Consider the following 26978-nt stretch of genomic DNA (forward strand, 5'->3'; position numbering starts at 1 on the left):
GCTGTCCTTGCGGTTATGGGCATGAGAAACGGGGAAGCTGGAACGGGTTACGAATGCTGTTTGGCGCAAACTCCAGCGTGACCTGATGTCCGTCGACGTTGAAGGTGGCCTGACGGCTCAGGCTACCCGCGCCCGGGCTGGTGCTCGCTTTATCGAAGAAGCGGTTGAGCGCCCAGGCACCGTTGGTGACCAGCGTCGCCGTGCTGCCGTTCGCCAGCCCCAGCTGCATGCGTACCTGGTTGGTGCCGCCCGGCCCCGGCCAGTTCATGATCTGTACGGCCTGCGGACCGTGGCTGTAGCGCAGCAGCTGGCCGTCGACGTCCAGCGTCAGGTTCAGAATGGAGTTATCCATTCGCACGGTGCGAACCGTCACCTTGAAGGAGGGCGTCGTGGCGCCATTAGCAAAGAAAGCGTCGCGAATCGACTGGGCCTGCTGGAACGGTCTCAGCAACCCTTCGCTTCCCGGCAGCGTTTTCCCGTCGATGCCAGGCATAAAGCGCCAGTTTGCCTGCGTGGTATCCACTTTATTGGTCAGATTGTCGCGGAAGAAAGCGTCCATCAGCCCGGTTCCCGGCGCAAACATGCGCGCGAGATCGTCAGGGGTGACCTCGGTGCTGGCGCTGCGCACCAGCGGGTAACGGCCGGCGATCGCCTGACGGCAGAATCCGCCCACCTCAACGTTAATCCGCTTCCGCACGTTTTCGAGGTCGCGGCGCTGGGTATCGCTGCTGGCGCCCACCGCCATATTGCTGAACATGGTTTGCAGCCCGCCCGGCAGGCGACCGGCGCTGGCCTGCAGGCGGCTGATCGCCTCGCCGCCCGGTGCCGGCATGCCGCTGTTGGCCGCGTCCTGGACGGCGGTCAGGTAGCGGTAGAGCTCATCCACCTGCTTGAGAAAATCATCAAACACGATGGTCTTCCCGCCCTTCTCCAGCGGCTGCGCCAGCTCAATCATCGGCGCGTAGTGGTCGGTGACCAGCTGTTCCGGCGCCTGGGTAACCACGGCGGCCTGAGTCGGCGCAGCGTCATTGTTGCTGAACAGCGCTTCCAGCGTGCGGGTGGCGCGGTTGCTCTGCGCCTGCGCTTTATCCGCATCTGCCGGCGCTGGCGCATTGCGTGACAGCGTCAGGACCTGGCTCAGGTTCTGCACCAGACGGCGCAGCGGCGAGTTTGCGCCGGAGAGCAGGCGCGCGGTGTTGATGCGCTGGGAAAGATCGGCGCTGTTATTGAGCTGGATGTCGGCGAGGAAGCGATCCCAGTTCGCGATAAAATCGCGCATGTAGAGCTGGCGCACGGCGTTATCGATCTGCTGTTTATCTTCCTGCGCCGTCGCGGCCCCCAGCACCCAGGCGTCGTCCTCGTGCAGGGCGGTGGTGACGCTGTCAATCTGGCCGTTAAAGCTTTTCCAGTAGCCGTCCGGCGTATACAGACCCGGCACGCCTTCGCTCACCGGCTTGCCGCTTTTGCGTGAAAACACCAGCTCGCTCTGCGGTCCGCCCAGATCGGAAAGGGAGACCGGCTTGAGGTTGTCATCATGTTCAAGCAGGCGTTTGAGACGACCGTAAACGCGCGTGGAGAGCGGCTGCTGGCCGATCATCGCTCTTTCGCGGGCCACCAGTGATTCATCCTGCGCGTACGGCGAGGCCTGGATTTTCGGTTCCAGCAGCTGCGTCAGGTGCCATTCAAGCTGCTGCAGCTGCGCCTTCGTGACGTTCTGCGGCAGATTTCGCTGCAGGTTGAGCATCACCCACGAATGCAGGAATTTACCGTCGTAGTGCTTCGGCTGATACAGCATCTGATAGGCTTTCAGCGCTTCATAGCTATATTCCACATCGCTACCGTTGTCGTTGCGCAGCCAGGTGGTGATGTGCATAGCGACGGCAGGCAACAGCATCTGATCCAGCGCTTTCTGGTACAGAGACTGCGAGGCATCGCTGACGTCATCTCCGCGGTAGAGCCCCATACGGCGGGAGACGGGCGGATCGTTTACATCAAACGCGTCGCTTTTCGGCAGGTCCACCAGACCGTTCAGCAGCGGCAGCAGATCGAACAGGTCACGCTGGGTCTGGTTCTGCAGCGCTTTGCTCTGCTGGTCCAGCAGCGGCACCTTCGCATCCACCTCTTCCAGATAGGCCTTGTTTTTGGCATAGCTGGTCAGCCACAGACCGCCGAGGACGACCAGCAGGGCCAGCAGCGCCGCGTAGCCGGACCAGATCACCGCCCGGTTGCGCAGCTCCCACCAGCGGTTTTCGCCCGCGATCCCGGCTTCCTGGAAGATGACGTTTTGCAGCAGGTTCTTAATGAAGAAACTCTGACCTTTTGCCCCCGGGATAGGCGCTTCTTTGCTGACCGAATCCCAGTTATCCGCCTCTCCCCCTTCCGGCAGCGACAGCGCGCGGTTCAGTTCGCCCATCACGCGGTCGAACGGCATACCTTCCTGCGTCCCGCTGGCGAAGTAGATCCCGCGCGGAGAGAACTCGGTTTCGAAGTTGGAGCGGGCGAAGACCGTGCTCAGGTAATCCGCCAGCAGCGGACGCAGCGCGGCGAACTCCTGCGGGAAGAGATACGCTTCAGCGCGGGTTTTCGCGTCATGCTCTTTCAGCATGGTTTCCGGCAGCCCGGCATCAAGGCGCTGCTGGAGCAGAGAAAACTCCTGCTGGAAGTTGCCCATCAGGTCGTAATCGGCGTGTTTGGTTTGCTCCCACGGCAGCGTAAAGCCCCAGATCTGGTCGCGCTGCGCTTTGTCGTAGTCGGCAAACCAGGCGCGGAAACCTTTAAGCAGGTCGGCCTTGGTCACCATCACGTACACCGGGAAGCGGATACCCAGCTGTTCATGCAGCTCGGACAGACGCTGGCGCAGGTTCACCGCCTGCTGGCGGGACGCCTCGGCGGACTGGGTGAGCAGGTCAGAAATGCTGATGGTGATGATGACGCCGTTGATCGGCTGGCGGCGGCGATACTTGCGCAGTAACCCCATGAACTCCAGCCATTCGCCGGCGTCCTGCACCTGCTCGCTCTCCTGGGTGGTGTAGCGGCCCGCCGTGTCCAGCAGCACCGCTTCATTGGTAAACCACCAGTCGCAGTTACGCGTGCCGCCAATGCCCCGCAGCGCGGTCTTACCGAAGCGATCGGCCAGCGGGAACTGCAGCCCGGAGTTAACCAGCGCCGTGGTTTTACCGGATCCCGGCGCGCCGATAATGACGTACCACGGCAGCTGATAGAGATATTGCGTGCTGAAGCGCTGCGTCCACTGGGCGCCCTGGCCCGCTTTGCTGAAGTGCGCTTTTTTCAGCATCTGCGCGGCTTCATCAAAGCGGCTGGCGAGGATCTGCTCCTCGCTGTTCAGCCGCTTCTGCGGATCCGCCGCTTCCGGGCTGGCGGTGTTCTCTTTTAGCTTGTCCATCAGCTTGCGGTTCAGCCAGGCGTTGTACAGGCGCGGCAGAATGTGGCCCTGCGCCCAGAGCAGATAGACCACGGCAATGCTGATAATGCGGTTCTGCTCAGACTCGAGCGGTCGGGTGTCCACGATGGACAACAGGGGACCAATCATCCAGATCACCGCCGCAAGCGCCGTTACGCCGAGGAAGCTCCACAGAATGCGGTTGGTCAAGATGGAAAGAAGTGTAGTCAGCATCCTTAGTTTCCTTGCGGCAATCCGTTCAGCTCAGCCTGAGTGTTTTCAGGCGACACCAGCAGAGTAATTTCCACACGGCGGTTACGGGCGCGGTTTTCAGGCGTCGTGTTCGGCGCCACCGGGTTAATCTCGCCCCGCCCTTCCGCTTTCACGCGGCCAGGCTGAGAGAGGCTTCCCTGCAGCATTTTCTGTACCGAGCGGGCGCGTTCCAGAGAGAGTTCATAGTTCGAGGCAAAGCGCGCGCTGCGGATCGGCACGTTGTCGCTGTAGCCCACCACCAGAATTTTGCCGCTGACGTTATTCATCGCCTGCGCAATGCGGTTGATGACCGGTTCATAGCGGTCACGCACGACGGTAGAGGCAGAGGCAAACAGCCCGTCGCCCTTCAGGATAACGACGCTGCGATCCGCTTCGTCTTTCACCGCGACCAGGCCCGCCTCGATTTCAGGCTTCAGGAAGCCGCGCAGGTTCAGCACCGCCGGAAGCTGACGGGCCGGCTGCTGAATAGTGGTTTCCGGCAGCTGGGACTGGTAAATCTTCGCCAGCACCGGGTTGGTGTTATCGCCAAGGCGCCAGTTAAGCACGATATAAAACAGGCAGGCGATAAACCCGGCCAGCGCCACGCAGGCCCACAGAGGAACCATCGGCCGCCAGAGCTTGCGCAGTACCGGACGATCTTCCGGATGGGGAGAAAGCGGCGGCGGATAGCTGCCGCGCACGCCGCGGATCATCTGCCACAGCCGCTGCTTGATGGTTTCAAGCTGCGTGCGGCCATTATCCAGCACCCGATAGCGTCCTTCGAAGCCCAGCAGCAGGCAGTAGTTGATCATCTCCAGCAGCAGGATATGCTCGCGCGGGTTCTGCGACAGGCGCGCCAGCAGCTGGAAGAACTTCTCGCCGCCCCAGGTTTCGTTATGGAAGGTCACCAGCAGACCGTTGCTTGACCAGACGCCGCTGCTGCCCCAGGGGGTGAGCGCGGCGGCCTCATCGAGCGCCGTACACAGGCAGTAACGTGCCCCCACGATCACTTCGTAGGGCAGCCCCGCCTGCTGACAGCGGACTTCGAAACGGCGAATCTCATCGATCAGACGCTGGCGTAACGCCACCTGATCGTCATGGGAGACCGAATGACGGATCTGCGGAATCGCGTTGAGCAGCGGATTGGCGGCCGCCACCAGCTGATTGTTGCTACTGGCTCCGGTAAACGCGGCATCACTGCCGGTGTCCTGTCGTTCCTGCATATTAAGCGCTCGCTTTATTATTCTGTCGGGCTACGGATGGCCCAAAACTCCATATCCAGCCCCGGGAACTCCCCTGCAAGATGCAGGGCGAATGCGCCGGACTTATCCATCTCGTGCCACAGCTCGCTGCCCTTCTCCAGTTCAAAGTAGCTGTAGCCGGCATGCCACGGGATCTGCGGCGGCGCGACCGGCATGGCGCGCAGCATAATGCCCGGCAGCTGAAGCTGAACCAGATCGCGGATTTTCGAGACCGGCGCGACCTTCATCTGCGCCGGGAAATAGGTTTGCAGGTGTTCGCCTGGCACATTGGCTTTAACCGCCAGCACGAAGCCGAACTCGCGCACCATGCTGGTTTCAGGCACCGTGGCGATGTTCAGGCCGTGGGAGCGTTCGTTAAGCGGCAGCTGGATCGCGTGGTCTTCCATCACCAGCGACAGTCCCTGACGCAGCATCAGCATCAGTTTGCTGAAGCAGTTAGCCAGATCGTCATGATCGTAAATCGGCAGCACGCTTTCGGCGGTACGCTGCGACGTCCAGGTGGCGAGCTCGGTCGCAAACGGCAGCCAGCTGCGCCAGAGCGTTTCCGGATGCAGCAGCGGGAGGGTTTTTAGATGAGAAACCTCACCCAGATGACGGTTAACCAGCGACAGCAGCGTGAACTCAATCAGTTCGGAGGTGTTAAAGCGGCCAGGCTGGCGCAGACGACCGCCAATTTGCTGGCTGCGCTGGACCAGCAGACCGTGCAGATCGTTGATCATGCTGTAGATCTGCGGGCTGTTGTTGGCGTTGAGCATCGGCGGGATGTAACTGTTATCGAGCCGCACGTGGTTGTCGTTACGTTTCTCCGTCACAAACGCCACGCCGATGGCGGTCCATTCTGCCGTGAGGTCTTTTTCCAGCATCAGGGTCAGACGCAGACGGCCAAACTGGACGGTGGCATCCCCCACCGACATGGCGTTGTCGTCTTCCACCTCTTGCTCGAAAGCGATGAAGCGCGCCAGCGAGGCCGGCTCTTCGCTAAAAATCACCTCTTCTCTCTCGCCACGACGAACCGGCAGCGCGAGCACCACCTTTTCGTTGGTGAGATTGTCAGGAATTTTCAGCGGCGCAGGGCCGTTGCGCCCGTTACGCACCTGGAAAAAGGTGCCGTCCGGCAGCAAGCCACTGCAGTAGCTCAGGGCAATGCATCCCTGACGAAGCATCGCTTCATCCAGTTCAACGTCAAGAAAGCCCCAGAGATACGATCGCTGTAGCGCACCCCATTCACGAACATGGTTGAGCAGATAGCTTTCAGTCCGCTGAAAATGGTGTGGACGCAGGAACATGCCTTCGGTCCAGACGACCTTTTCTGCTTTCGTCATGATGATGTGTTTCCTGTGTTGAAGCGCGTTACTGGCTGATGACCCGAATGCCGTTCACGTCGAGAAAAACGTTGGCCTGAAGTTCATCCGCGGACCATTTCCAGAACTGGTAGATATGATTTTCGCCAGGCACAGGCAGAGGGAGTGAAACGCGCCATTTTTTGCCATCCAGCACCTGATACTCCGCCATCACGCCGATGTAGCGGGCCTCCGGAGAGCTTTGCCCGCTGAGGGTTTTGGACAGCTGTCCCGGCATCAGGAAGAACACGTCGCTGTTCAGCAGATTCGCGCCAAGCGTGGCTGACGCGTTGTTCTGCAGGGAGTAGAAGTCGCTGGACATGAAATCCGCATCGGATTTCAGCAACAACACCCGGACCTTAAGCGGCGCAGATTCGTTGATTTGTGGATGAGCCTGAAACTGCAGATTGTAGCGGGAGGGGTCGCTGTGTGAAGACGACGTACAACCACTGACCAGGGCGAAAATCACCGCGTAAAAGAATAACCACAGCTTATGAAAATTTTTATTATTCATAAAAATGCGCTCATGCAAGCCGTTTAGTTCAGGATCCAGGTACCGTTAGCGCTGTCTTTGCAGGCTTTGCTGTTGCCATCGACGTCGACACAGGTCGCTTTTTTACGCGCCTTCGGACGAATGGCCTGTTTACGCACGGCGGCGTCGTACAGGTCGGCCTTGATCACGGCGCGCATCGGGACGTAACCAATCAGCTGATCGTTGCCTTCATCGGCAAGCGCCATCCAGTAATGTTCAACCTGACCCAGCACCACGTACGTTTTTCCGGTGTCGAGAGTGCGGATAACTTTGCCGCCGAAGTCAGGACGGCTCATCAGGGAGGCTGGATACATGGCGCGATACGGTTCGTTGACCGGGTTGAACTCCGCCGGCGGCGTCACAGCGTGACGGTGGGTTAAGGTCACGCCGTTGACCTGGCTGGTCTCGATCGTATCGTCGTTGATCACAGGTTTCTGCGGCGCTTTACAGCCCGCCACCGCCATTACAAACAGAAGTGAAAACAGTACGCGCATTTTCATATGCTTTTCCGTAGCGATATTTCGATGATGAAGATAAGGGAGTGAAGTTTGACTTAGGTGCTATTGTTAAAATAGCCAGGATATTTTCGGGGCGTTACTATTTTAAGGGCATAGCTACCGCACGAGCCCTTCAGAATAAGGCCCAGTGTCTTCCTGACATATTTTGACAAACGGTAAACAAGTTTACATGAGCTTCGTCTCAATTCAATATTTACCGGTACGTAACTGTTGGTAAATGAAGCAGTCGGAAAATTATAGGATTAATCCTATGAAAAAACCCGATATGACCTACGCCCTTTTATTTCTTAGCCACACAACATTGCAATCATTTGTTTTATATACAAAAAACACAAAAGAGAACCACTTTCATTAACGCAATGCGGCTATTATCGCCACTACCATAATTAGTAGAATTCGCGTATTGGTGAGGTCAGCAGAATATATGAAAGATGAATTATTTGTTGCACTATCAGGGTAACTTTAATATTGAATGCACGCGTTAACGTGAATGTGACTATTTCACTTATGTTGCACGACGTTAATTTTACGCCTCAAAATAACTTTATATTTCGCGTTGCGACAATTACCCAACCAGGCCTGAATTTTATCCTTTAATCATTAAGCCTGAGTTAACCATCCTGACATTATCCCCGCCAAAAATGCTCGCAATAGCCCGCCAGCTGCGACCCGTGTTTATTGCTGCCGCCCGCAGCCTTCATTCGAAATTTTATTGTTGCTACATCCTCTCCTGCTCGCCCCATCTATCTTGCCTACCGTGTGATAGATAAGATTTATTATTAAAATGATAAAATTTCGTTATAATTTCTTTAAATATTTAAGCATCAGATCTGATAAATCGCTGTAATAAAACGAATTTAAGATAAAGCATTTTTCTACACCGCATGCGCATAGCCATCCGGTCGTCATTGCTTTCACTTATTGTCCTTTGCAGCGTTTTTATGGGTTCAGACGTTGTGTGACCGAAGAAATCAGGAGTGGGTATGAATAAGAAAAGACGCTCGGTGCCGGGTATCAGACACTATGACGGTCCTGCCGGAGGCTGGGGCGCGTTAAAAGCGACGGCCATCGCGGTACGTACCCAAATGGATGCCCTGGACGCTCCCGCCACGCTGCTGCGCACCAACCAGCCTGACGGTTTCGACTGCCCGGGCTGCGCGTGGCCGGATAAAGAACACAAGTCGACGTTCCAGTTCTGCGAGAACGGCGCAAAAGCCGTGACCTGGGAAGCGACCAGCAAACGCGTTACCCCCGCGTTTCTGGCCGAAAACAGCGTCTCCTCGCTGCTGGCAAAATCGGACTTTGAACTGGAAGGCTACGGTCGACTGACGCATCCCCTGCGCTATGACCGGGCAAGCGATACCTTCCGGCCCGTCGACTGGGAAGAGGCGTTTCACCGCATCGGCGCAGTATTGCGCGGGCTCGAACCGGACCAGGTCGAGTTCTATACCTCCGGACGCGCCTCTAACGAAGCGGCGTATCTGTTCCAGCTGTTCGCTCGCGAATACGGCACCAATAACTTCCCCGACTGCTCGAATATGTGCCACGAGGCCACCAGCGTCGGTTTGCCGCGTTCGATTGGCATCGGGAAAGGCACCGTCTCGCTGGACGACTTCGATAAGACCGAGCTGGTGATCTCCATCGGCCACAACCCCGGCACCAACCATCCGCGAATGATGGGGACTCTCCACGAGCTGGCACGGCGCAACGTGCCGATTATCGTCTTTAACCCGCTGCGCGAGCGCGCCCTCGAACGCTTCGCCGACCCGCAAAGCGTGATTGAAATGGCGACCTACGGCTCAACGGATATCGCCTCGACCTATTTCCAGGTGAAGGCCGGGGGCGATGCCGCCGCGCTGAAAGGGATTGCCAAACATCTGCTGGAAATGGAGGCCGAACGCGGTGACGTGCTCGACCATGCGTTTATTGCCGAACACACCCAGGGCAGTGAGGACTTCGCCGCCGATATCGCGCAAACCCGCTGGGACGAGATCGAGCGCGAGTCGGGCCTGAACCGGGCGGCGCTCAAAAAGGTGGCCGACGCCTATGCGAAATCAAATGCCACCATCATTACCTACGGAATGGGTATTACCCAGCACAATAAAGGTACGGCGAACGTCCGCCTGATTGCAGACCTGCTGCTGCTGCGCGGAAATATCGGCAAGCCCGGCGCGGGAATCTGCCCCCTGCGCGGCCACTCTAACGTTCAGGGGAACCGCACCGTCGGGATCAGCGAGAAGCCTACCCCGGCCTTCCTGAACCGTCTGAAGGACGTTTTCGGCTTTGAGCCGCCGTCTCACCACGGACACGATGCGGTGCAGGCCACGCGGGCGATGATCGACGGCCGCGCGAAGGCGCTCATCTGCCTCGGGGGTAATTTTGCCGTCGCGATGCCCGATCACGAGCGGGGTTTTCCGGCGATGGGTAACCTGGATTTGAGCGTGCACGTCGGGACCAAGCTCAACCGTACCCATCTGCTGGTGGGCAAAGAGACCTTTATCTTTCCGTGTCTCGGCCGCACCGAGCTGGATCTCCAGGCCACCGGCCGTCAGTCCATTACCGTCGAAGACTCCATGTCGATGGTGCACGCCTCGTCCGGCAAGCTGAAGCCCGCCTCACCGTTGCTCCGTTCGGAACCCGCTATCGTCGCCGGCATGGCGAAAGCCACGCTGCCGGAAACCCGCGTTGACTGGCTGACGCTGGTAGAAGATTACGACCGGATCCGCGATCTGATCGAGCAGACCATTCCGGGCTTTGAGAATTACAACGCGCGGATCCGCGTTCCCGGGGGCTTCCGCATGCCGCTGCCGCCGACGCAACGCATCTGGCCAACGGCGACGGGAAAAGCGATGTTCTCGGTGTTCGACGGCGTTCACGAGAACGCCAGCGGCGAAGGTGAGCACGTTCTGCGGTTAATCACGCTGCGCAGCCACGACCAGTACAACACCACCATTTACGCGCTGGACGACCGCTACCGCGGCGTGTTTGGCCGCCGCGACGTGCTGTTTATGAACGAAGACGATATGGCGCAGTCAGGCCTGGAACACGGCGACCGCGTGGATATCGAAACCGCCCTCCCCGGCAGCGTCCAGCGTTTGAAGGACATTACCGTGGTGGCGTACAGCATCGCGCCGGGCACCGTCGGCGCCTATTACCCGGAGGCCAACGTGCTGGTACCGCTTGATTATCTGGATAAGGACAGCGGTACGCCGTCGTATAAATCCGTTCCGGTTCGCATCACCCTGCGCTCGAAAGAGATCCGCATGCTGTAAGGCTGCTCGCGCAGAGATAATGATGGATATTAAACAGTTAAAATATTTAATCGCACTCGACGAGACCCGGCACTTTGGTAAAGCGGCCTCGCAGTGCAACGTCACCCAGCCGACCCTCTCCATGCGCATCCGCAGCCTGGAAGAGGAGCTGGGGCTGGTGCTGATCGTGCGCGGGCAGCGCTTTGAAGGGTTTACGCCGGAGGGTGAACGCATCCTCGCGTGGGCCCGCGCCCTGCTTGCCGCGCACGACGGGTTACAGGCGGAAGCCGCGCTGTGCAAAGGCCAGGTGGTGGGCGAATTACGTCTGGGGATGGTGCCGCTGGCGAGCGTGGATCCGATGATCTTTATTCGCCAGCTAACCCAAAAATACCCGGAGCTGACCTACAGCCTCTATTCCATGTCCTCAGCGCAGATTGCCGACGGCGTCAGCCGCAATCAGCTTGAGCTGGGAATTTGCTACCTCAACAGCATCGACACCAGCCTGTTTGACATTATCCAGCTGCCAAAAACGAAGATGGGCCTGCTGCACGACACTCGCCATTTCAAGCTCGGCCAGGCAGCGCTGACGTGGCACGACCTGACGGATTTTCCGCTGGGGTTCCTGACTAAAGGGATGCACTACCGGGCGCATATGGAGGCCAGCTTTAAATCTGCAGGCATCGAACCCACGTCCGTTTTCGAAAGCGACTCAACGTTTCAGATCATTCAGGCGGTTCAGAGCGGCGTGTGCTGCGCCGTCATGCCGCTGAACAACGGGCTGGAGGCACTGAACGGCAACTTCAGGATTGTCCCCATCGCCGACGCGAACATTGAGGCTCCCGTCGGCCTGATTATGCGCAGGCAGAAGCCCGTCTCCTCGCTGGCGCTGCGCTGTTTTACCGACGCGCAGGAGATTTATCACGCGGTCAATGAGGCGTAGGCCTCCCGCGTCACCACGCTAAAACCGCCGATCAGCACCGCGTCGCGCACCTCCCGGTATTCCGGCGCATCCACCAGCTCGTGAAGCGCATCGCGAATGGCGTTAAGCGTTTCAGGCGAGGTGTCATGCGAGGTGATCAGCGGCAGTCCCGGCGTCAGCGGGGTGCGGCCAATGACCGCCAGTCCCGCAAGGCGTTCCGGCTCATGGCGCTGCAGCAGTGCCCAGGTCACGCAGTCGATGGCCGCAATATCCCCCGCCCCGCGTTTCACATCAATCAGCGACTGGCGATGGCTGCCGCTGAAGGACGTTTGCGCGAAAAAGGGACCGTCGTTCGCAAGGGGAGCCACTATTTTTCGCAGCGCATTGTAGCCGGACTGGGAATCCGGGGAATTACAGACCGCCCGACGTCCGCGAAAACCCGCCAGCGTCAGGTGCCGATCCTCCTCGCGCACCGCCAGAAAGCTGCGGTACTGGATCCCTTCGCAGCCCGGCGCCGCGTAGTGAAAACAGCCGACCACCTGCACGTCCGGGAGCTGCGTGACCAGCGGATAACCGCAGGTCTGGCTGAGGATAAGCGCAGGCTGTTGCCAGTGCCTCAGCAGATCGGACTCCGGCCAGCCGGGGTCACGATCGACGGTCACACCGCGCGCGGCCAGCAGCCCCTTTACCGCCAGCCAGAGCGCGCGGGTATCGGCGCGATCCACGGCATACATGGGAAACGCCAGCAGGTTACTCATACCCTTCCCCTTGTTGTTTTGCGGGATGAACGGTGACGTCGACGGGCCTGGCCCAGAACTGACGCAGCCATTCACCATAGCCCCTGACGAGAAAACCGTGGTTTCGCTGCTGGTACGCCTCCCGGTTTTGCTGGTAGATCGCTTTCAGCCCGTACCAGGGAACGCCCGGCAGATCGTGATGCACTGAATGGTAGTTGAGATTCAAAAACAGTACCCGCCAGAATAACCCGGCCTCGTTAATGACGGAGCGCGCCAGCGGGTCGTCCGCCGCGCGATGTTCGAAAAACGATCGGACCTTGGTCAGCGCCAGCGCCGGATAGCTGACGGCCAGTACAAACCAGACGGGTGAAAAACCGGTACGCGTCATCCAGGCGAAGAGCGCCACCAGCAGCAAAACGTGAACCAGCCACATCGCCATCGCCCGCAGGTGAAGGTGACGAAATGCCGCCACGGCGGTGCCCAGCGTCTGAAGGATATCCAGCAGCGGGGCCAGCACCAGCCGCCCGGCGAAGGTATTCCGCGCCCGAATTGTACGTTTCTGCCAGGGGGAAAAGCGCGCCCAGCTCTCGTCGGTAAAATAGTACGACTCCGGGTCATCCACCGGATGGGTCAGGCTATGGTGCCGATGATGGGCAAGATGGGAGTCCCGGTACAGGCCATACGGATACCAGACCGCCAGCGGGAGCGTGCCAAACAGCTGGTTGAGCCAGGCAAAACGCGTGGGGTGCCCGTGGATCAGCTCATGCTGCAGGGACATGTACCAGGCGGTAAACCCGATCAGCAGCAACGTGGCGGGCAGCAGGCCGAGCGTTTGCCAGAACGCCAGCGTGGCAAACCAGCCTGCATAAATCGTGATAATCAACAGCCACGTGGGCAGTTCGCTGCGCCATAAAAAACCCGATGCAAGATGGCGGATTTGTTCGCGTTGTTGCGGATGTAAATAGAGGGAGCTTCGTTGACTCATTCCTTCAGACGCCGTTTCGCCAGAGATAATTCTTTGACGATCGGGGATAACGCCTGAAATAACAAACAACTTAAATCGCATTGCTTTGCCAGAAACGTGGGGCGCACGCGCTGCTTGACTTATTCTGTGATAAAGGTACTTTTCAGGACATGAAGAAGATCCTGATTATTGTTCCCGACGGCGGCATGCTGTTTGAAGCCGCCGGTATCGCCGACATTCTGATGCAGGCCAACCGGCTGCATCCGGAAGGTCTTGCGCAGCCCCGCTACCGGATTATCATCGCCACCACCCAGCCTCACCAGGTGATCCACGGCCAGTCCGGCCTGAATCTGCTGGCGGACTATCGCCTGCCGGAGCTGGATCCGCGTGAACCGCTGGACACCATTATCATCACCGGACGCGGCATGAACGAGCTGGAGAGCACGGCGGTGGTGGACTGGTTGCACCTCGCTGCGCCGCACGCCCGGCGGGTAGCCTCCATCTGCGGCGGCGCGATACTGCTGGCCCAGACCGGCCTGCTGGACGGTCGCCGCGCGACCACCCACTGGCGGCTGCTGGAGACGATGCAAGCCCAGTATCCCGCTATCCACGTCGAAGGCGGTCCACTGTATATTCAGGATGGCCCCATCTGGACCTCCGGCGGCGTGAGTTCCGGGTTCGATCTGACCCTGGCGCTGGTGGAAGACGATTACGGATTTACCCTCGCCCGCGACGTGGCGCAGGACATGGTGATGTATCTGCGCCGTCCCGGCGGCCAGCTGCAGTTCAGCCGTTACAGCCTGCAGCAGCCCGGCACATCGGGCCCGATAAGCGAACTGCAAACCTGGATCCTGCAAAACCTCACCGCCGACCTGTGCGTGGAAAATCTGGCCGAGAAAGCGGCAATGAGCCCGCGTAATTTCACCCGCGTGTTTACCCGCGACGCGGGAGTTTCTCCGGCCCGCTACGTGACCGAAGCGCGTCTGGCCGCGGCCCGCCAGCTGCTTGAACAGACCCATGACTCCCTTGAGCGCGTTGCCGAGCAAAGCGGGTTTGGCACCAGCATTAACCTGCGCCGCATCTTTGAGAAACAGCTTCACCTCACGCCCGGCGAGTACCGCCAGCGCTTCCACTGCCGCAAGATGGCGTAATCTGATCCTTTTTTGTCGTTTACGCCAACCGGCCCGACGCCTACAGTGACTCTAGACAACAGAGATAAGGAGTGCACCATGGTTAAGGTCGGTATTAACGGTTTCGGCCGTATCGGACGTAATTTCCTGCGCGCGGCGCTGGGTAACCCGGATCTGCAGATTGTGGCCATTAACGATCTGACGGACAGTAAAACTCTCGCCCACCTGCTGAAACATGATTCCCTTCTGGGCAAGCTTCCCGCCCCGGTTGAAGCGGCAGACGGCGCGCTGCAGGTAGACGGGCAGCGGATCGCCGTATTTAGCGAACGCGATCCGGCGAATATCCCGTGGCGTGACGTCGGCGTTGACGTGGTGATTGAGGCCACCGGTTTCTTTACCGAGCGGGAAAAAGCGGCGGTGCATATTACCCACGGCGGCGCTAAGCGCGTCATCATTTCCGCCCCCGGGAAGAACGACGACCTGACGATTGTGATGGGGGTTAATCACGAGCAGTACGATCCCGCCCGTCACGCGGTGGTGAGTAACGGGAGCTGCACCACGAACGGTCTGGCACCGGCCGCTCAGGTTCTGCATCAGCAGTTCGGGATTGAGCATGGCCTGATGAATACCACGCACGCCTACACCAACAGCCAGGCGCTGCACGATCAGCCGGAGAAAGATCTGCGCGGCGCGCGCGCGGCGGCGCTGTCGATTGTGCCTTACTCCAGCGGCGCGGCAAAAGCGCTGGGGAAAGTGATCCCCTCCCTGGACGGCAAACTGACCGGGTACTCCCTGCGCGTGCCGGTGCCGGTGGTGTCGATTGTGGATTTAACGGTAACGCTCAGCCGTAACGTAACCGCCGAAGAGGTGAATGACGCGTTCCGCAACGCGGCCGCCAGCGGGCCTCTGAAAGGCATTCTGGGCTATAGCGATGAACCGCTGGTCTCCAGCGATTACCAGGGCGACCCACGCTCCTCGATTATCGACGGGCTTTCCACGCTGGTGATTGGCGGGAACATGGTGAAGATCCTGGCGTGGTACGACAACGAGTGGGGCTTCTCAAACCGTCTGGTGGATCTGGCGGTGTGGATGGATAAGAAAGGGCTGTAAGTCTTACCGTGATGCCGGGTGGCGCATGCGCTCACCCGGCAAATAATTCACTCCGCCTTCACCTTTACTCCCATAAACACAATCACCATCGCCGTTACCAGCAAAAGACCGCTGCCCGCGAATACACCGCTGGCGCCGTTGAGGTCAAATACCGCACCGCCCCCGGCCGCACCGGCACTTATTGCCAGCTGAATTGAGGCCACCAGCAGCCCGCCTGCACTTTCGGCTTCATCCGGAACGGTTGTGGCAAGCCAGGTTGACCAGCCCACCGGAACCAGACCAAATGCAAAGCCCCACAGCGCGACCAGGAACCCGTCCAGCATCGCCAGATGACCAAACGCCACCATGGTGAGCGCGAGAACGCCCATCGCGAACGGCACCAGCGCCAGCGTCAGGCGCAGATTGCGTGCCAGCAGATGCCCGGCAACGGAGGTGCCGACAAAGTTGGCCAGCCCAAAGCCCAGCAGGATCAGCGAAATGGTCTCCACGCTCGCCTGCCCCACCGTTTCCAGGAACGGGCGCAGGTAGGTAAAGAAGGCGAAATGGCCGCTGAAAATCAGGATGGTCGCCAGCATGCCGCCGATCATCCCCGGACGACGCAGCACGCGGAACAGCGTACTCAGGCTGCCGCTGCTCTCCGGCTTCATGGACGGCAGGACCCAGAGCTGCCACAGCAGCGCCAGCATGCTCGGCAGAATGCAGAGCACAAAGACGTTGCGCCAGCCGATCAGGCTGCCCAGATAGCTGCCGAGCGGCGCCGCGACCACCGTGGCTATCGATACACTGGAGAAGATCACCGCCAGCGCCTTCGGCACTTTATCTGCCGGAACCAGACGCATCGTGGTCGCCGTCGACATCGCCCAGAATCCCCCGATGGCGATACCCAGCAGCAGGCGTCCCATCAGCAACACGTGCAGCGTCGGTGCAAAGGCCACCAGCAGGCTGGAGATAATTTGCAGGACCGAGAAAAACATTAGCACCCAGCGGCGGTCGATGCTTTTGGTCGCCGGCGTAATCAGCAGTCCGGTCACCAGCGCCACCAGCGCGGTGGCGGTGACGGCCTGTCCGGCCATTCCTTCACTCACGCCCAGGCTCGCGGCCATCGGCGTTAACAGACTGGCGGGCAGAAATTCTGCCGTAATCAAACCAAACACCCCCAGCCCCAGTGAATAGACGGCCCGCCAGGCGGGTTTTGCAGGCGCTACAGCCTCGCTCGCCGCGACACATGAATTCATCTGTTTTTCTCCCGTTATAAAAATGTGACAACTGTCGCAAAAGCATAGAAGGTTCACCCTGGACGATCTATGACATATAATCTCCACTTATTGATTATTCGTCCGGAGTTGCGCCATGACCGTACAGTCACCCGATCTGATCAGCGAACTTTTACGCGGCATGCGTCTGTCAGGTGTGAAATACCGGCGGATCCAGGCCAGCGCGCCGTTTGGCGTCGCGTTCCATCAGGCGCCCGGTAGGGCGCAGTTTCATTTTGTGAGCCACGGTAGCGCCCTGCTGCGAATGGAAAGCGGTGCGACGTTCGAACTGAGCAGCGGCGATGCCCTTTTTATTCCTTGCGGTAATTCCCATGCCCTGCTCTCTGACGAGCGGGCAACCATTACGCCCATCAATGCCTTTCCCAGCGAGCCCATCTGCAGCTCGGTGTGTGCCATCACCTGCGAGCCCTGCCCGGAAAGCGAGAACACCATCATCTTTAGCGGATGCATGGATTTTGAGCTGGGCGGGATGCAGCCGCTGATCAAGGCAATGCCGGAAGTGATGATGGTCAGCCGGCTGATGTCCACCTGGCCGGAGATCCACCCGCTGCTGGCGGCGATGGAGCGGGAGTCCGTGTCGCGTCAGGCCGGATACGCCGGGATCCTTGCGCGTCTGGCCGACGTGGTGGCGGCGTTAATCGTGCGCGGCTGGGTTGATGGCGGCTGTGGTAAAGCCACCGGCTGGGTGCAGGTTCTGCGCGACCCGCGCCTGAGCCGGGCCATTTACGCCATGCACCAGCAGCCCGGCCTGAACTGGAGCGTGGCGGATCTGGCAAAAGAAGCGGGCACGTCCCGTTCCGTGTTCGCCGAACGGTTTCTGGCCGCGACGGGAACCACCCCGGCAAAATATCTCAGCGAGCTGAGGATGCGGCTGGCCATCCAGTACATTCGCCACGAAAATCAGCCGATTGAAACCGTCGCGCTGCGGCTGGGGTACGGCTCTCTGGCGGCATTTAGCCGGGCATTTAAGCGCATCATAGGACATGCGCCGGGCACGCTGCGGGAAGCCAGCCAGACGCCGGAAGAGGTCTGACGGGCAGGCAATTATTAACGCGAAGCGGGCAATATTCGTCTAAGGTTTTCAGGTGATTGACAACAGCGGTCACGCTGTTTAGTGAAGACAGGAGACGAACTGATGATAAGACCTCGTACACTACGCCCCGCGTTCTTGCCCCTTGCGTTAGGAGGCGCGCTGCTCGGCGTCACGACTTGCGGTTATGCCGATGATAGCCCCGCAGCCCAGACAACCTCACCCGATATTTTGCTGGGCCCTCTGTTTAACGATGTGCAAAGCGCCAAACTGTTTCCCGATCAGAAAACCTTTGCTGATGCCGTCCCCAAAAGCGACCCGCTGATGATTCTGGCGGATTACCGGATGCAGCACGCGCAGTCCAGCTTTGACTTACGCCACTTTGTCGAGATGAACTTTACGCTCCCTGCGGAAGGGGAAAAATATGTTCCGCCTGCTGGACAAAGTTTACGTGAGCACATCGACGATCTCTGGCCCGTGCTGACGCGCACCACGGATAAAGCCAGCAACAAATGGGATTCCCTTCTGCCGTTACCCAAACCTTACGTTGTGCCCGGCGGCCGTTTCCGCGAGGTCTACTACTGGGACAGCTATTTCACCATGCTGGGCCTGGCGGAGAGCGAACACTGGGACAAAATCAGCGACATGGTGGATAACTTTGCGTATGAGATTGACACCTTCGGCCACATTCCCAACGGCAACCGCAGCTATTACCTGAGCCGCTCCCAGCCGCCGTTTTTCTCAATGATGGTTGAACTGCTGGCGACCCACGACAGCGATGCGCTGAAGAAGTACCGCCCGCAGATGGAGAAAGAGTATGCCTACTGGATGGACGGCGTCGACGCCCTTCAGCCGGGGCAGGCTAACAAACGCGTGGTGAAGCTGGACGACGGCGCTATCCTCAACCGCTACTGGGACGACCGCGATACCCCGCGCCCGGAGTCCTGGCTTGACGACGTGAATACCGCCAAAAGTAACCCTAACCGGCCTGCGACCGAGATCTACCGTGATTTGCGTTCCGCTGCGGCCTCGGGCTGGGACTTTAGCTCGCGCTGGATGGACGATCCGCAAAAGCTCGGCACCATCCGGACCACCAGCATTGTCCCCGTGGACCTGAACGCCCTGATGTTCAAGATGGAAAAACTGCTGGCGCGGGCAAGCCAGGAGAGTGGCGACGCCGCCAGCGCAAGTAAATACGAGGCGCTGGCAACGGCGCGTCAGAAAGCCATCGAGAGCCACCTGTGGAATGATAAAGAGGGCTGGTACGCGGATTACGATCTGAAAAGCAAGAAGGTACGCAATCAGCTCACGGCGGCAGCCCTGTTCCCGCTTTACGTGAAGGCGGCGGCGCAGGACCGGGCCGATAAAGTCGCCGCGGCAACCTCGTCGCGCCTGTTGAAGCCGGGCGGTATTGCGACCACCACCGTCAATAGCGGCCAGCAGTGGGATGCGCCAAACGGCTGGGCCCCGCTGCAGTGGGTGGCGGCGGAAGGGCTGCAGAATTACGGACAGGAGAAGGTCTCGATGGACGTGACCTGGCGCTTCCTGAAGAACGTTCAGCATACTTACGACAGGGAAAAGAAACTGGTCGAGAAGTATGACGTGTCGACAACCGGTACGGGCGGCGGCGGCGGCGAGTATCCGCTGCAGGACGGCTTCGGCTGGAGCAACGGCGTGACGCTGAAAATGCTGGATCGGGTCTGTCCGAAAGCAAAACCGTGCGACAGCGTGCCGGAGAATCAGCCTGCGGCGAATGAGGAGGCTGCGCCGGTGAAAGCTGCGGCGCAGTAAGGGAGTATTGCCGGGTGGCGGCTACGCCTTACCCGGCCTGCGCGTGCTGGCTCTAATCCTCCGGGAGAAGGTTAGCCAGTAAGTTTTGAGCAGAAGCAATAACGTTGTTTCAGAACGCCTGAACGCTTTCAGCAATGCCATGGTCCGGCTGTAAATCGCTGAGGCATTTCCTTCCGGCCGGGGCGAGGCGCATGGATGCGCCGAGAGGGCGGGCTTTACAGGGATGTTACCTCCGCCCGTCCCCGATAAGCCGGAAGGAATACGCCGAGGGCACCGCGAAGCGGCGATTTACCGCCGGGAGCCCGGGTTGCCAGGGTGGCGGCGACTGAGCCACCCTGGCACGTTCACCGGTCACATCGTTACAGAGTAGCAAGGAACATAAAGTGAACGGAATGACCACCACAGCCGTATGTTCCCCCTCACCCCAGCCCTCTCCCTCAAGGGAGAGGGGGCAGTCCGATTGCGCATTTTTGACAGGGTTTCCCTGGTTCCTTAGAAACTATAACTCGCCCCTAGCTGATACGTCCTGTCACGCCCAATCCAGCAGTTGGTCGCGTCGTAGCAGGTCAGCGTCTCTTTATTAGTGATATTCTGCGCGCTGGCTTTGAGCGTTAGCCCTGCCAGCGAGGGCAGGATTTCGCCCATCCGGTAGGAAGCCGCCAGATCGTACTGCGTGGTGCCCCCCAGCTTACCCGCATCGTTTGCCGGAGAGATTTCCATCGGCCCGGTGTAGCGTGCGCCAGCCCCCAGCATCAGTCCTTTCAGCGGCGTGTTGTCAAAGGTGTAATCCCCCCAGAGGTTGAAGGCATTCTCCGGTACCTGCGTTGGACGTTTGCCTTTGTACTTGTCATCTTCCCGGTTGATCGCGTGGGTGTACGCATAGTTGGCAATCAGCGTCAGGTTGTCCGTCGGACGGCTGATGGCGGAGAGCTCTGCCCCTTTGGATTCCACTTCCCCGGTCTGACGATAGTTCAGGAAGCCCGGATCGGAGGTGACGACATTTTTCTGCCGGATGTTAAACACCGAAGCGGTAAAGGTGGTGGCGTAGTCGGCCAGCAAATATTTCACCCCGCCTTCCACCTGTTTGCTGGTAGTCGGTTTGACGTCTTTCGCCACGAGCGTACCCTGCGGTGACACCGGCGCGAAACCTTCTGAATAGCTGATAAACGGCGAAATCCCGTTATCGAAGGCGTAAAGCGCGCCCAGGCGTTTGGTGACGCGATCCTGCGATACCCAGGCTTTATCACCGTTTTGCAGGTAGTTGGTGGTAACGGAGCGGTAATCGTCGTAGCGCAGGCTGCCCAGCAGGTTGAGGCCGCCAAACTCTACCTGATCCTGTAAGTAATAGCCGTTCTGCTGGTAGCTGAGACGGTTTTTCTGGGCGGTATAGAGCCCCAGCGCGCTTTCCTGGATCTGCGAATAGTCAGGATGCCGCATATCGATGCCCGGCGTCGCCGACGCGTAGCGATAATGGAAATGGGAGTTCAGCTTCTGATAGTCAAACCCGGCCAGCAGGTGGTGTTTCCAGTCGCCAAGGGCAACGGTTTTGGTCACCTGGTTGTCGATGTTGAAGCTCTTAAGGTCTTCATCGGTGGTGTAGGCAAAGCGGTTGAGCTGATACGCCTCGCTTCCCGTCCCTGTCGCGTAGACGCTGCGCTGGTGGGTATCGACATCGAAATAGCGCGCTTTCTGATTAAAGCCCCAGCCGCTGTCAAATTCATGTTCAAAGCTGTAGCCCAGCATCCACTGACGCTGCTTAAACCCGCTCCATTCGTCTCCGGCATAATCGCGCTTGCCCGCATATTTCGAGTGCAGGTAGGCGAGCGGCAGCGGGTTAGACGGTGTCAGGCTCGGGGTGTTTTGCGCCAGCGCGTCCAGGGTGAGGCGGGTTTTGCTGTCCGGCTGCCAGGTGACGGATGGAGCAACCAGGTAGTTTTCATACCGGGTGGTGTGCGGCTGATCGTCGTTTTCCGTCGCTTTGCCCAGCAGACGGTAGTTCCAGTCGCTGTCGGCAATCTGCCCGGTTGAATCGAGGTATCCCTCTTTCAGATTACGGTTTCCGGTGTTAACGCCGATTTCGGTCCGGGCTTCCCGCTGCGGTTTTTTACTTTGAATATTCACCAGCCCGCCCGGCGAACCGCCGCCGTAAAGGACCGATGAGGGGCCTTTCAGGATATCAACGCTGTCGATCAGCAGCGGATCGATGCGCGCTTTGGTATTGCCGGTGACGTTATAGGGCAGCTGCAGCCCGTTGTAGAACTCCTGGTCAACGGTAAAGCCACGAATTTTATATTCGCTCATGTAGGAGGTATTCCCCCGCACCTCGGTTGAGACGCCCGGGGCATAGCGCAGGATTTCATTCACCGAATTCGCGTGACGCTTTTCAATTTCCGGCGCAGTGAGGGTCGTGATGACCTGCGGCGTTTTACTTTCGGCAACGGCCGATTTCGTGGCGCTGTTCGTCCAGGCCGGCAGCGCGCTGCCCTGCTCTGAACCTGTGACGACGATGGTGGATTCTTCGGCGAACGCCGGGACCTGCAATGCCAGCGTGACGGCCCCTGCCAGAGCGCAAAGCGTAAAACGTGAGGTATTCATAATGTCGTCTTGTTGTTAGATGCAATACGGAACGACAATTATTATCATTTAGATTAACAAATCAATACTCAGGCAAAAAAAACGGCCCTCCGCAGAGAGCCGTTTACGTCAATTTATGCTCGTCGCAGTAACCTGAATATGCCCAGCACCACAATGGCACCCACGACAGCGACCAGAAAACTGTGCAGGTCGAAACCATTTATGTTGCCTCCAAAGCCAAACATCGTCGCCAGCCAGCCGCCCACAACCGCACCAACGACCCCGAGTACACAGGTCAGAATAAAGCCGCCGCCATCGTTTCCCGGCATGATCAGTTTAGCGATAGCGCCAGCAATAAGACCAAAGATAATCCAGGCGATGATACCCATAGCGATGCCCTCTTGCAGGTTTAACGCGTGCGCAGAAAACCTTCTGCACAGCTAACTTAAGTATAGGTCATCGCCGGAAAACCATTTTCATCTCACCGACTTATCTTTGGTTAAACAGGCAAAAAAAACTCACCGGTTTGTATTAAGTTTCATTGCAGATTGCCGATAACGCTAAGACAGTCTGTCATCAATCAAGGAGCCATCCGGCGTGAGTCATTACAGTGAGCAGTTCCTCAAGCAAAATCCGCTGGCTGTATTAGGGGTATTACGCGACCTGCAAAAAGGTGAAGTGCCGCTGCGCATCAGCTGGTCGAATAATCAGTTCATCAGCAAGATCCTTGACGCCTCGCAGGATCGGCTGGTGATTGATTTAGGCAGTCAGGAGTATGAAAACCGCGCGGCGCTGAAAGCGGAGAATATCGCGGTGATGGCCGAAACGCAGGGCGCCAAAGTGGAGTTTGTCCTGTCGCGGCTGGAACTGAGCGAATACCAGGGACTGCCGGCTTTTGTTACCCCGCTTCCGACCAATCTCTGGTTTGTTCAGCGTCGTGAATATTTCCGCATCAGCGCCCCGCTCCATCCCGCCTATTTTTGTAAGGCCAAAATGCCGGACAAAAAAGAGATCCGCTTCCGCCTCTTCGATCTGTCGCTGGGCGGCATGGGCGCGCTGATGGATACGCCGAAACCGGACGGGCTGGTAGAGGGCATGCGGTTTACGCAAATCGAACTGGATATGGGGGGCTGGGGTCGCTTTTATTTCGATGCACAGCTGATTGCCATCAGCGACCGCACCGTCGTGGACAGCAAAAATGAAACCATTACCACGCCGCGTCTGAGCTTCCGTTTCCTCAACGTCGGGCCCGGCGCGGAGCGTGAGCTTCAGCGTATTATCTATTCCCTGGAGCGAGAGGCGCGGGAACGCGCAAATAAGGTTCTGTGAAGAAATCGGGCAGCGTGACCGCCGCCCGTCTGCGGTATTACATGGCATCCATCGCTTTCTGTACTTTCCAGATATAACGAGGCGCCTGTGGTGCCGGGTGATTTTTCGCCACATGTTCAAAGAATTCGTCTTTGTCCATGTCGTTAATCTCTTCTATCGCCTCTTTGCGGTCAGAGGAGAAGGTTCTGAGCAACGCGCCGGCACCGTTAACGTAAGACACCACCAGCGCGTACTGCATCACCTCTGGATCCTTAATCCCCTTCAGCACGCCATGCTCCATGATGCTCAGGTAGGCCGTGCCCATTGAAATGTTACGTTCCGGGTTTTTCAGCTCGCTGGTCGACGGCTGGCCGCTCCAGCCCATGTAGCGATAAACCTCTCTCCCCGCCGTTGACGCTTTAAGCTGCATCAGCCCCACCGCGTTGGACTTGCTGACAAGCGTGGGATTACCGCCTGACTCCACCGCAATGATCGCCGTGATGAGACGCGGGCTGACGCCCCAGGCCTTCCCGGCTTGCTCACTGATCGGCATCCACTGCATGGCCCGTTTCACCGGCACTTCCGGGTTCCAGGGCGGATTTTGATAATCATGTTTTGAACTACAGCCAGCAAGCAACACAATCAAAAAAGCAAACCATCTCAATTTCACGTCATCTATCCTTATAGCCGGTCATCGCGGTGCGCCGCCTCTTGAAGCAGGCAGCGTATAAGCGGCATGATATAGACAATTAGTTTCTCATTCAGCAAGGAATTGCCATGTCTCAGTTTCATCTCATCGCGCCGTCGGGCTACTGCATTAACCAGGACGCGGCGCAGCGGGGCGTTCAGCGTTTGCTGGAATCTGGCCATCAGGTAGAAAATCAGACGATTATCCCCCGCCGCCAGCAGCGTTTTGCCGGTACCGAAGGGCAGAGGCTGAATGATATCAATAGTCTGGTGAACCTGACGGGCGAAAACCGGGTTGTGCTTGCGGTGCGCGGCGGATATGGCGCGAGCCGGCTGCTGGAGAGCATTGACTGGCAGGGGCTGGCGCTGCGCCAGCAGCAGAATCCGCTGCTAATCTGCGGCCACAGCGATTTCACCGTCATCCAGCTTGGGCTGCTGGCCCTGCATAACGTCATCACCTTCAGCGGTCCGATGCTGGCCGGTAACTTCGGCGCACCGGAGCTGGATGCGTTTACCGTGGAACATTTCTGGCGCGCGCTGCGCAATTCTACCTACAGCGTGGAGTGGCAAGGCAATGGGCCGCACTGGGAATGTGAAGGCCAGCTCTGGGGCGGCAATCTGGCGATGCTGGTCTCGCTCATCGGCACGCCGTGGATGCCGCAAATCGAGGACGGCATTCTGGTGCTGGAAGATATCAACGAACATCCGTTCCGCGTCGAGCGCATGCTATTGCAGCTTTATCATGCCGGTATTCTTGAACGCCAGTCCGCGATTGTGCTGGGCAGCTTCAGCGGCTCTGCTCCGAATGACTATGACGCGGGTTACTCCCTGGAGACCATGGTCGACTTCGTTCGCTCGCGGCTGGATATTCCGGTCATCACCGGTCTGGATTTCGGCCATGAGCAGCAAACCGTCACCCTGGCGCTGGGGGCGCATGCCTCCCTGATCCACAACGATTCCGGCACTCGGCTGACCATCAGCGGCCATCCTGTCATAAAGGCATAAAAAAGCCGTTATACCCCCTTAATAAAACGCTGTTGCCGTTGTTAATATGTTAGGGTTTTAGTAACAGCGTTAACATTGAGGTGGGAGTAAGAGAACATTGGATGCCGCAGCGATAATCAGCCTTTTCATTTTGGGTTCCGTCCTTGTAACCAGCAGTATTTTATTAAGTTCATTTTCATCGCGTCTCGGCATACCTATTCTTGTCATTTTCCTCGCCATCGGCATGCTGGCCGGCATTGATGGCATTGGCGGTATCCCATTCGATAACTACCCCTTCGCCTATATGGTGAGTAACCTCGCGCTGGCTGTGATCCTGCTGGACGGCGGGATGCGTACCCAGGCGAGCTCCTTCCGCGTGGCCTTAGGGCCTGCGCTGTCGCTCGCCACGGTCGGCGTGTTGATTACCTCTGGCCTCACCGGGATGATGGCCGCGTGGCTTTTCCATCTCAATATCATGGAAGGTTTGCTGATTGGCGCCATCGTGGGCTCAACCGATGCGGCAGCGGTGTTTTCCCTGCTCGGCGGTAAAGGGCTTAACGAACGTGTCGGCTCCACGCTTGAGATTGAATCCGGCAGTAACGATCCGATGGCGGTATTTCTCACCATTACGCTTATCGAGATGATTCAGCAGCATGAAAGCGGGCTGAGCTGGATGTTTGCGTTACATATCCTGCAGCAGTTCGGCCTGGGGATTGTTATCGGACTGGCGGGGGGCTATCTGCTACAGCAGACGATCAACCGTATATCGCTTCCCGCGGGGCTTTACCCACTGCTGGCGCTGAGCGGCGGCATTCTCATTTTTGCCGTCACCACGGCGCTGGACGGCAGCGGCATTCTCGCCGTCTATCTCTGCGGGTTCCTGATGGGCAACCGCCCTATTCGCAACCGCCATGCCATTTTGCAGAACTTTGACGGCCTGGCGTGGCTGGCGCAAATCGGCATGTTCCTGGTGCTCGGCCTGCTGGTTACGCCATCGGACCTGCTGCCGATCGCCGTTCCGGCGCTGCTGCTGTCCGCGTGGATGATCTTCTTCGCCCGTCCGCTGTCGGTATTTGCAGGCCTGCTGCCGTTTCGCGGCTTCAACCTGCGCGAGCGGGTCTTTATCAGCTGGGTAGGCCTGCGCGGCGCGGTGCCGATTATCCTTGCGGTGTTCCCGATGATGGCCGGTCTGGATAACGCGCGGCTGTTCTTTAACGTGGCGTTCTTCGTGGTGCTGATTTCCCTGCTGTTCCAGGGAACCTCGCTCGGGTGGGCGGCGAAAAAAGCCAAAGTGGTGGTCCCGCCCGTGGGCTGGCCGGTCTCCCGCGTGGGGCTCGATATTCATCCGGAGAACCCGTGGGAACAGTTTGTCTATCAGCTGAGCGCCGACAAATGGTGCGTGGGGGCCTCGCTGCGCGATCTGCACATGCCGACCGAAACGCGCATTGCCGCCCTGTTCCGCGATAATGTCCTGCTGCACCCTACCGGCAGCACCCGCCTGCGCGAGGGGGATATTCTCTGCGTGATTGGTCGCGAGCGCGACCTGCCCGCGCTGGGCAAGCTGTTCAGCCAGTCGCCTCCGGTGGCCCTGGACCAGCGCTTCTTCGGCGATTTTATTCTGGAAGCCAGCGCCAAATTTGCGGATGTGGCGCTGATTTACGGCCTGGATGAAGGTGCTGAAGACGGTGATAACCCGCAAACGCTGGGCGAAATCATCCAGCAGCGGCTTGGCGCTGCCCCGGTCGTGGGGGATCAGGTAGAGTTTGCCGGGATGATCTGGACCGTTGCCGAAAAAGAAGATAACGCGGTGCGGAAAGTCGGTTTAAGACCGATGGAAGAGGAAACCGAGTAGTTGTTTTTTTGCCGGGTGGCGCTAACGCTTACCCGGGCTACGTTCGAGGGTTTTGTAGGTCGG

Annotated in this window: 20 protein-coding genes; 9 read left to right on the forward strand and 11 right to left on the reverse strand. The window is 58.6% G+C overall.

Annotated elements, in window-relative coordinates; genetic code table 11:
• Positions 1-13: 13 nt before the first annotated feature.
• Genes tssM through USF70_RS08670 form a run of 5 tightly spaced genes read right to left on the reverse strand, consistent with a single transcriptional unit; the run spans position 14 to position 7286 of the window.
• Positions 14-3634, reverse strand: coding sequence for a type VI secretion system membrane subunit TssM (gene tssM / locus USF70_RS08650; RefSeq protein WP_320735539.1), 3621 nt, complete (start codon positions 3632-3634; stop codon positions 14-16).
• Positions 3635-3636: 2 nt separating this feature from the next.
• Positions 3637-4875, reverse strand: a complete 1239-nt coding sequence (locus USF70_RS08655; protein ID WP_033145801.1) for a DotU family type VI secretion system protein — start codon at positions 4873-4875, stop codon at positions 3637-3639.
• A 17-nt stretch (positions 4876-4892) separates the two neighbouring features.
• Positions 4893-6236 carry a type VI secretion system baseplate subunit TssK gene (tssK, locus tag USF70_RS08660; RefSeq protein WP_320735540.1) on the reverse strand — a complete coding sequence of 448 codons (1344 nt, stop codon included), beginning with the start codon at positions 6234-6236 and terminating at the stop codon, positions 4893-4895.
• A 28-nt stretch (positions 6237-6264) separates the two neighbouring features.
• Positions 6265-6768 carry a type VI secretion system lipoprotein TssJ gene (tssJ, locus tag USF70_RS08665; RefSeq protein WP_047652274.1) on the reverse strand — a complete coding sequence of 168 codons (504 nt, stop codon included), beginning with the start codon at positions 6766-6768 and terminating at the stop codon, positions 6265-6267.
• A 23-nt stretch (positions 6769-6791) separates the two neighbouring features.
• Entirely contained in the window at positions 6792-7286 is a 495-nt protein-coding gene (locus USF70_RS08670) for a hypothetical protein (RefSeq protein WP_033145802.1), read from the reverse strand.
• Positions 7287-8287: 1001 nt separating this feature from the next.
• Here USF70_RS08670 and USF70_RS08675 point away from each other — a divergent pair.
• Together USF70_RS08675 and USF70_RS08680 are read left to right on the forward strand one after the other, a co-directional pair.
• The gene (locus tag USF70_RS08675; protein ID WP_320735541.1) at positions 8288-10576 is read left to right on the forward strand and encodes an FdhF/YdeP family oxidoreductase; all 2289 of its coding nucleotides are present in this window, start codon (positions 8288-8290) and stop codon (positions 10574-10576) included.
• A 22-nt stretch (positions 10577-10598) separates the two neighbouring features.
• Positions 10599-11495, forward strand: coding sequence for a LysR family transcriptional regulator (locus tag USF70_RS08680; protein ID WP_069302981.1), 897 nt, complete (start codon positions 10599-10601; stop codon positions 11493-11495).
• On the opposite strand, the gene USF70_RS08685 is transcribed toward USF70_RS08680, so the two are convergent.
• Positions 11474-12232 carry a phosphate/phosphite/phosphonate ABC transporter substrate-binding protein gene (locus tag USF70_RS08685; RefSeq protein WP_320735542.1) on the reverse strand — a complete coding sequence of 253 codons (759 nt, stop codon included), beginning with the start codon at positions 12230-12232 and terminating at the stop codon, positions 11474-11476. The genes USF70_RS08680 and USF70_RS08685 overlap by 22 nt on opposite strands.
• Entirely contained in the window at positions 12225-13196 is a 972-nt protein-coding gene (locus USF70_RS08690) for a fatty acid desaturase (RefSeq protein ID WP_320735543.1), read from the reverse strand. The genes USF70_RS08685 and USF70_RS08690 overlap by 8 nt, the downstream gene beginning before the upstream one ends.
• Positions 13197-13345: 149 nt before the next feature.
• Here USF70_RS08690 and USF70_RS08695 point away from each other — a divergent pair, with 149 nt between their 5' ends.
• Positions 13346-14326 (forward strand): GlxA family transcriptional regulator, encoded by a 981-nt coding sequence (locus tag USF70_RS08695; protein ID WP_320735544.1) that lies wholly within the window; start codon positions 13346-13348, stop codon positions 14324-14326.
• 78 nt (positions 14327-14404) lie between these two features.
• Positions 14405-15415, forward strand: a complete 1011-nt coding sequence (gene gap / locus USF70_RS08700; protein ID WP_048980942.1) for a type I glyceraldehyde-3-phosphate dehydrogenase — start codon at positions 14405-14407, stop codon at positions 15413-15415.
• 47 nt (positions 15416-15462) lie between these two features.
• Here gap and USF70_RS08705 read toward each other — a convergent pair whose 3' ends face one another.
• Complete coding sequence (locus USF70_RS08705) at positions 15463-16650, reverse strand: MFS transporter (protein ID WP_047647475.1); 1188 nt, start codon at positions 16648-16650, stop codon at positions 15463-15465.
• A 115-nt stretch (positions 16651-16765) separates the two neighbouring features.
• On the opposite strand from USF70_RS08705, the gene USF70_RS08710 reads away from it, so the two are divergent.
• Complete coding sequence (locus USF70_RS08710) at positions 16766-17722, forward strand: AraC family transcriptional regulator (RefSeq protein ID WP_143346847.1); 957 nt, start codon at positions 16766-16768, stop codon at positions 17720-17722.
• Positions 17723-17824: 102 nt separating this feature from the next.
• Positions 17825-19510 carry an alpha,alpha-trehalase gene (locus USF70_RS08715; protein WP_058841376.1) on the forward strand — a complete coding sequence of 562 codons (1686 nt, stop codon included), beginning with the start codon at positions 17825-17827 and terminating at the stop codon, positions 19508-19510.
• A gap of 492 nt (positions 19511-20002) precedes the next feature.
• Here USF70_RS08715 and USF70_RS08720 read toward each other — a convergent pair whose 3' ends face one another.
• Entirely contained in the window at positions 20003-22105 is a 2103-nt protein-coding gene (locus USF70_RS08720) for a TonB-dependent siderophore receptor (RefSeq protein ID WP_320735545.1), read from the reverse strand.
• Between the two features lie 113 nt (positions 22106-22218).
• Entirely contained in the window at positions 22219-22473 is a 255-nt protein-coding gene (locus USF70_RS08725; protein WP_320735546.1) for a GlsB/YeaQ/YmgE family stress response membrane protein, read from the reverse strand.
• A 208-nt stretch (positions 22474-22681) separates the two neighbouring features.
• On the opposite strand from USF70_RS08725, the gene ycgR reads away from it, so the two are divergent.
• Complete coding sequence (ycgR, locus tag USF70_RS08730) at positions 22682-23413, forward strand: flagellar brake protein YcgR (protein ID WP_023312174.1); 732 nt, start codon at positions 22682-22684, stop codon at positions 23411-23413.
• A 37-nt stretch (positions 23414-23450) separates the two neighbouring features.
• On the opposite strand, the gene emtA is transcribed toward ycgR, so the two are convergent.
• Complete coding sequence (gene emtA / locus USF70_RS08735; protein ID WP_023312175.1) at positions 23451-24062, reverse strand: membrane-bound lytic murein transglycosylase EmtA; 612 nt, start codon at positions 24060-24062, stop codon at positions 23451-23453.
• Positions 24063-24169: 107 nt separating this feature from the next.
• Between emtA and ldcA the strand changes: the two genes are divergently transcribed.
• Both ldcA and USF70_RS08745 read left to right on the forward strand, forming a co-directional pair.
• Positions 24170-25084 carry a muramoyltetrapeptide carboxypeptidase gene (gene ldcA, locus USF70_RS08740; protein ID WP_320735547.1) on the forward strand — a complete coding sequence of 305 codons (915 nt, stop codon included), beginning with the start codon at positions 24170-24172 and terminating at the stop codon, positions 25082-25084.
• Between the two features lie 97 nt (positions 25085-25181).
• A complete protein-coding gene (locus USF70_RS08745) occupies positions 25182-26915 on the forward strand; it encodes a potassium/proton antiporter (RefSeq protein WP_087822767.1) in 1734 nt (577 codons plus the stop codon).
• The last annotated feature ends 63 nt before the right edge of the window (positions 26916-26978 follow it).

Source organism: Enterobacter sp. 237C8 (assembly GCF_034106865.1).
Taxonomy (GTDB): domain Bacteria; phylum Pseudomonadota; class Gammaproteobacteria; order Enterobacterales; family Enterobacteriaceae; genus Enterobacter; species Enterobacter asburiae_B.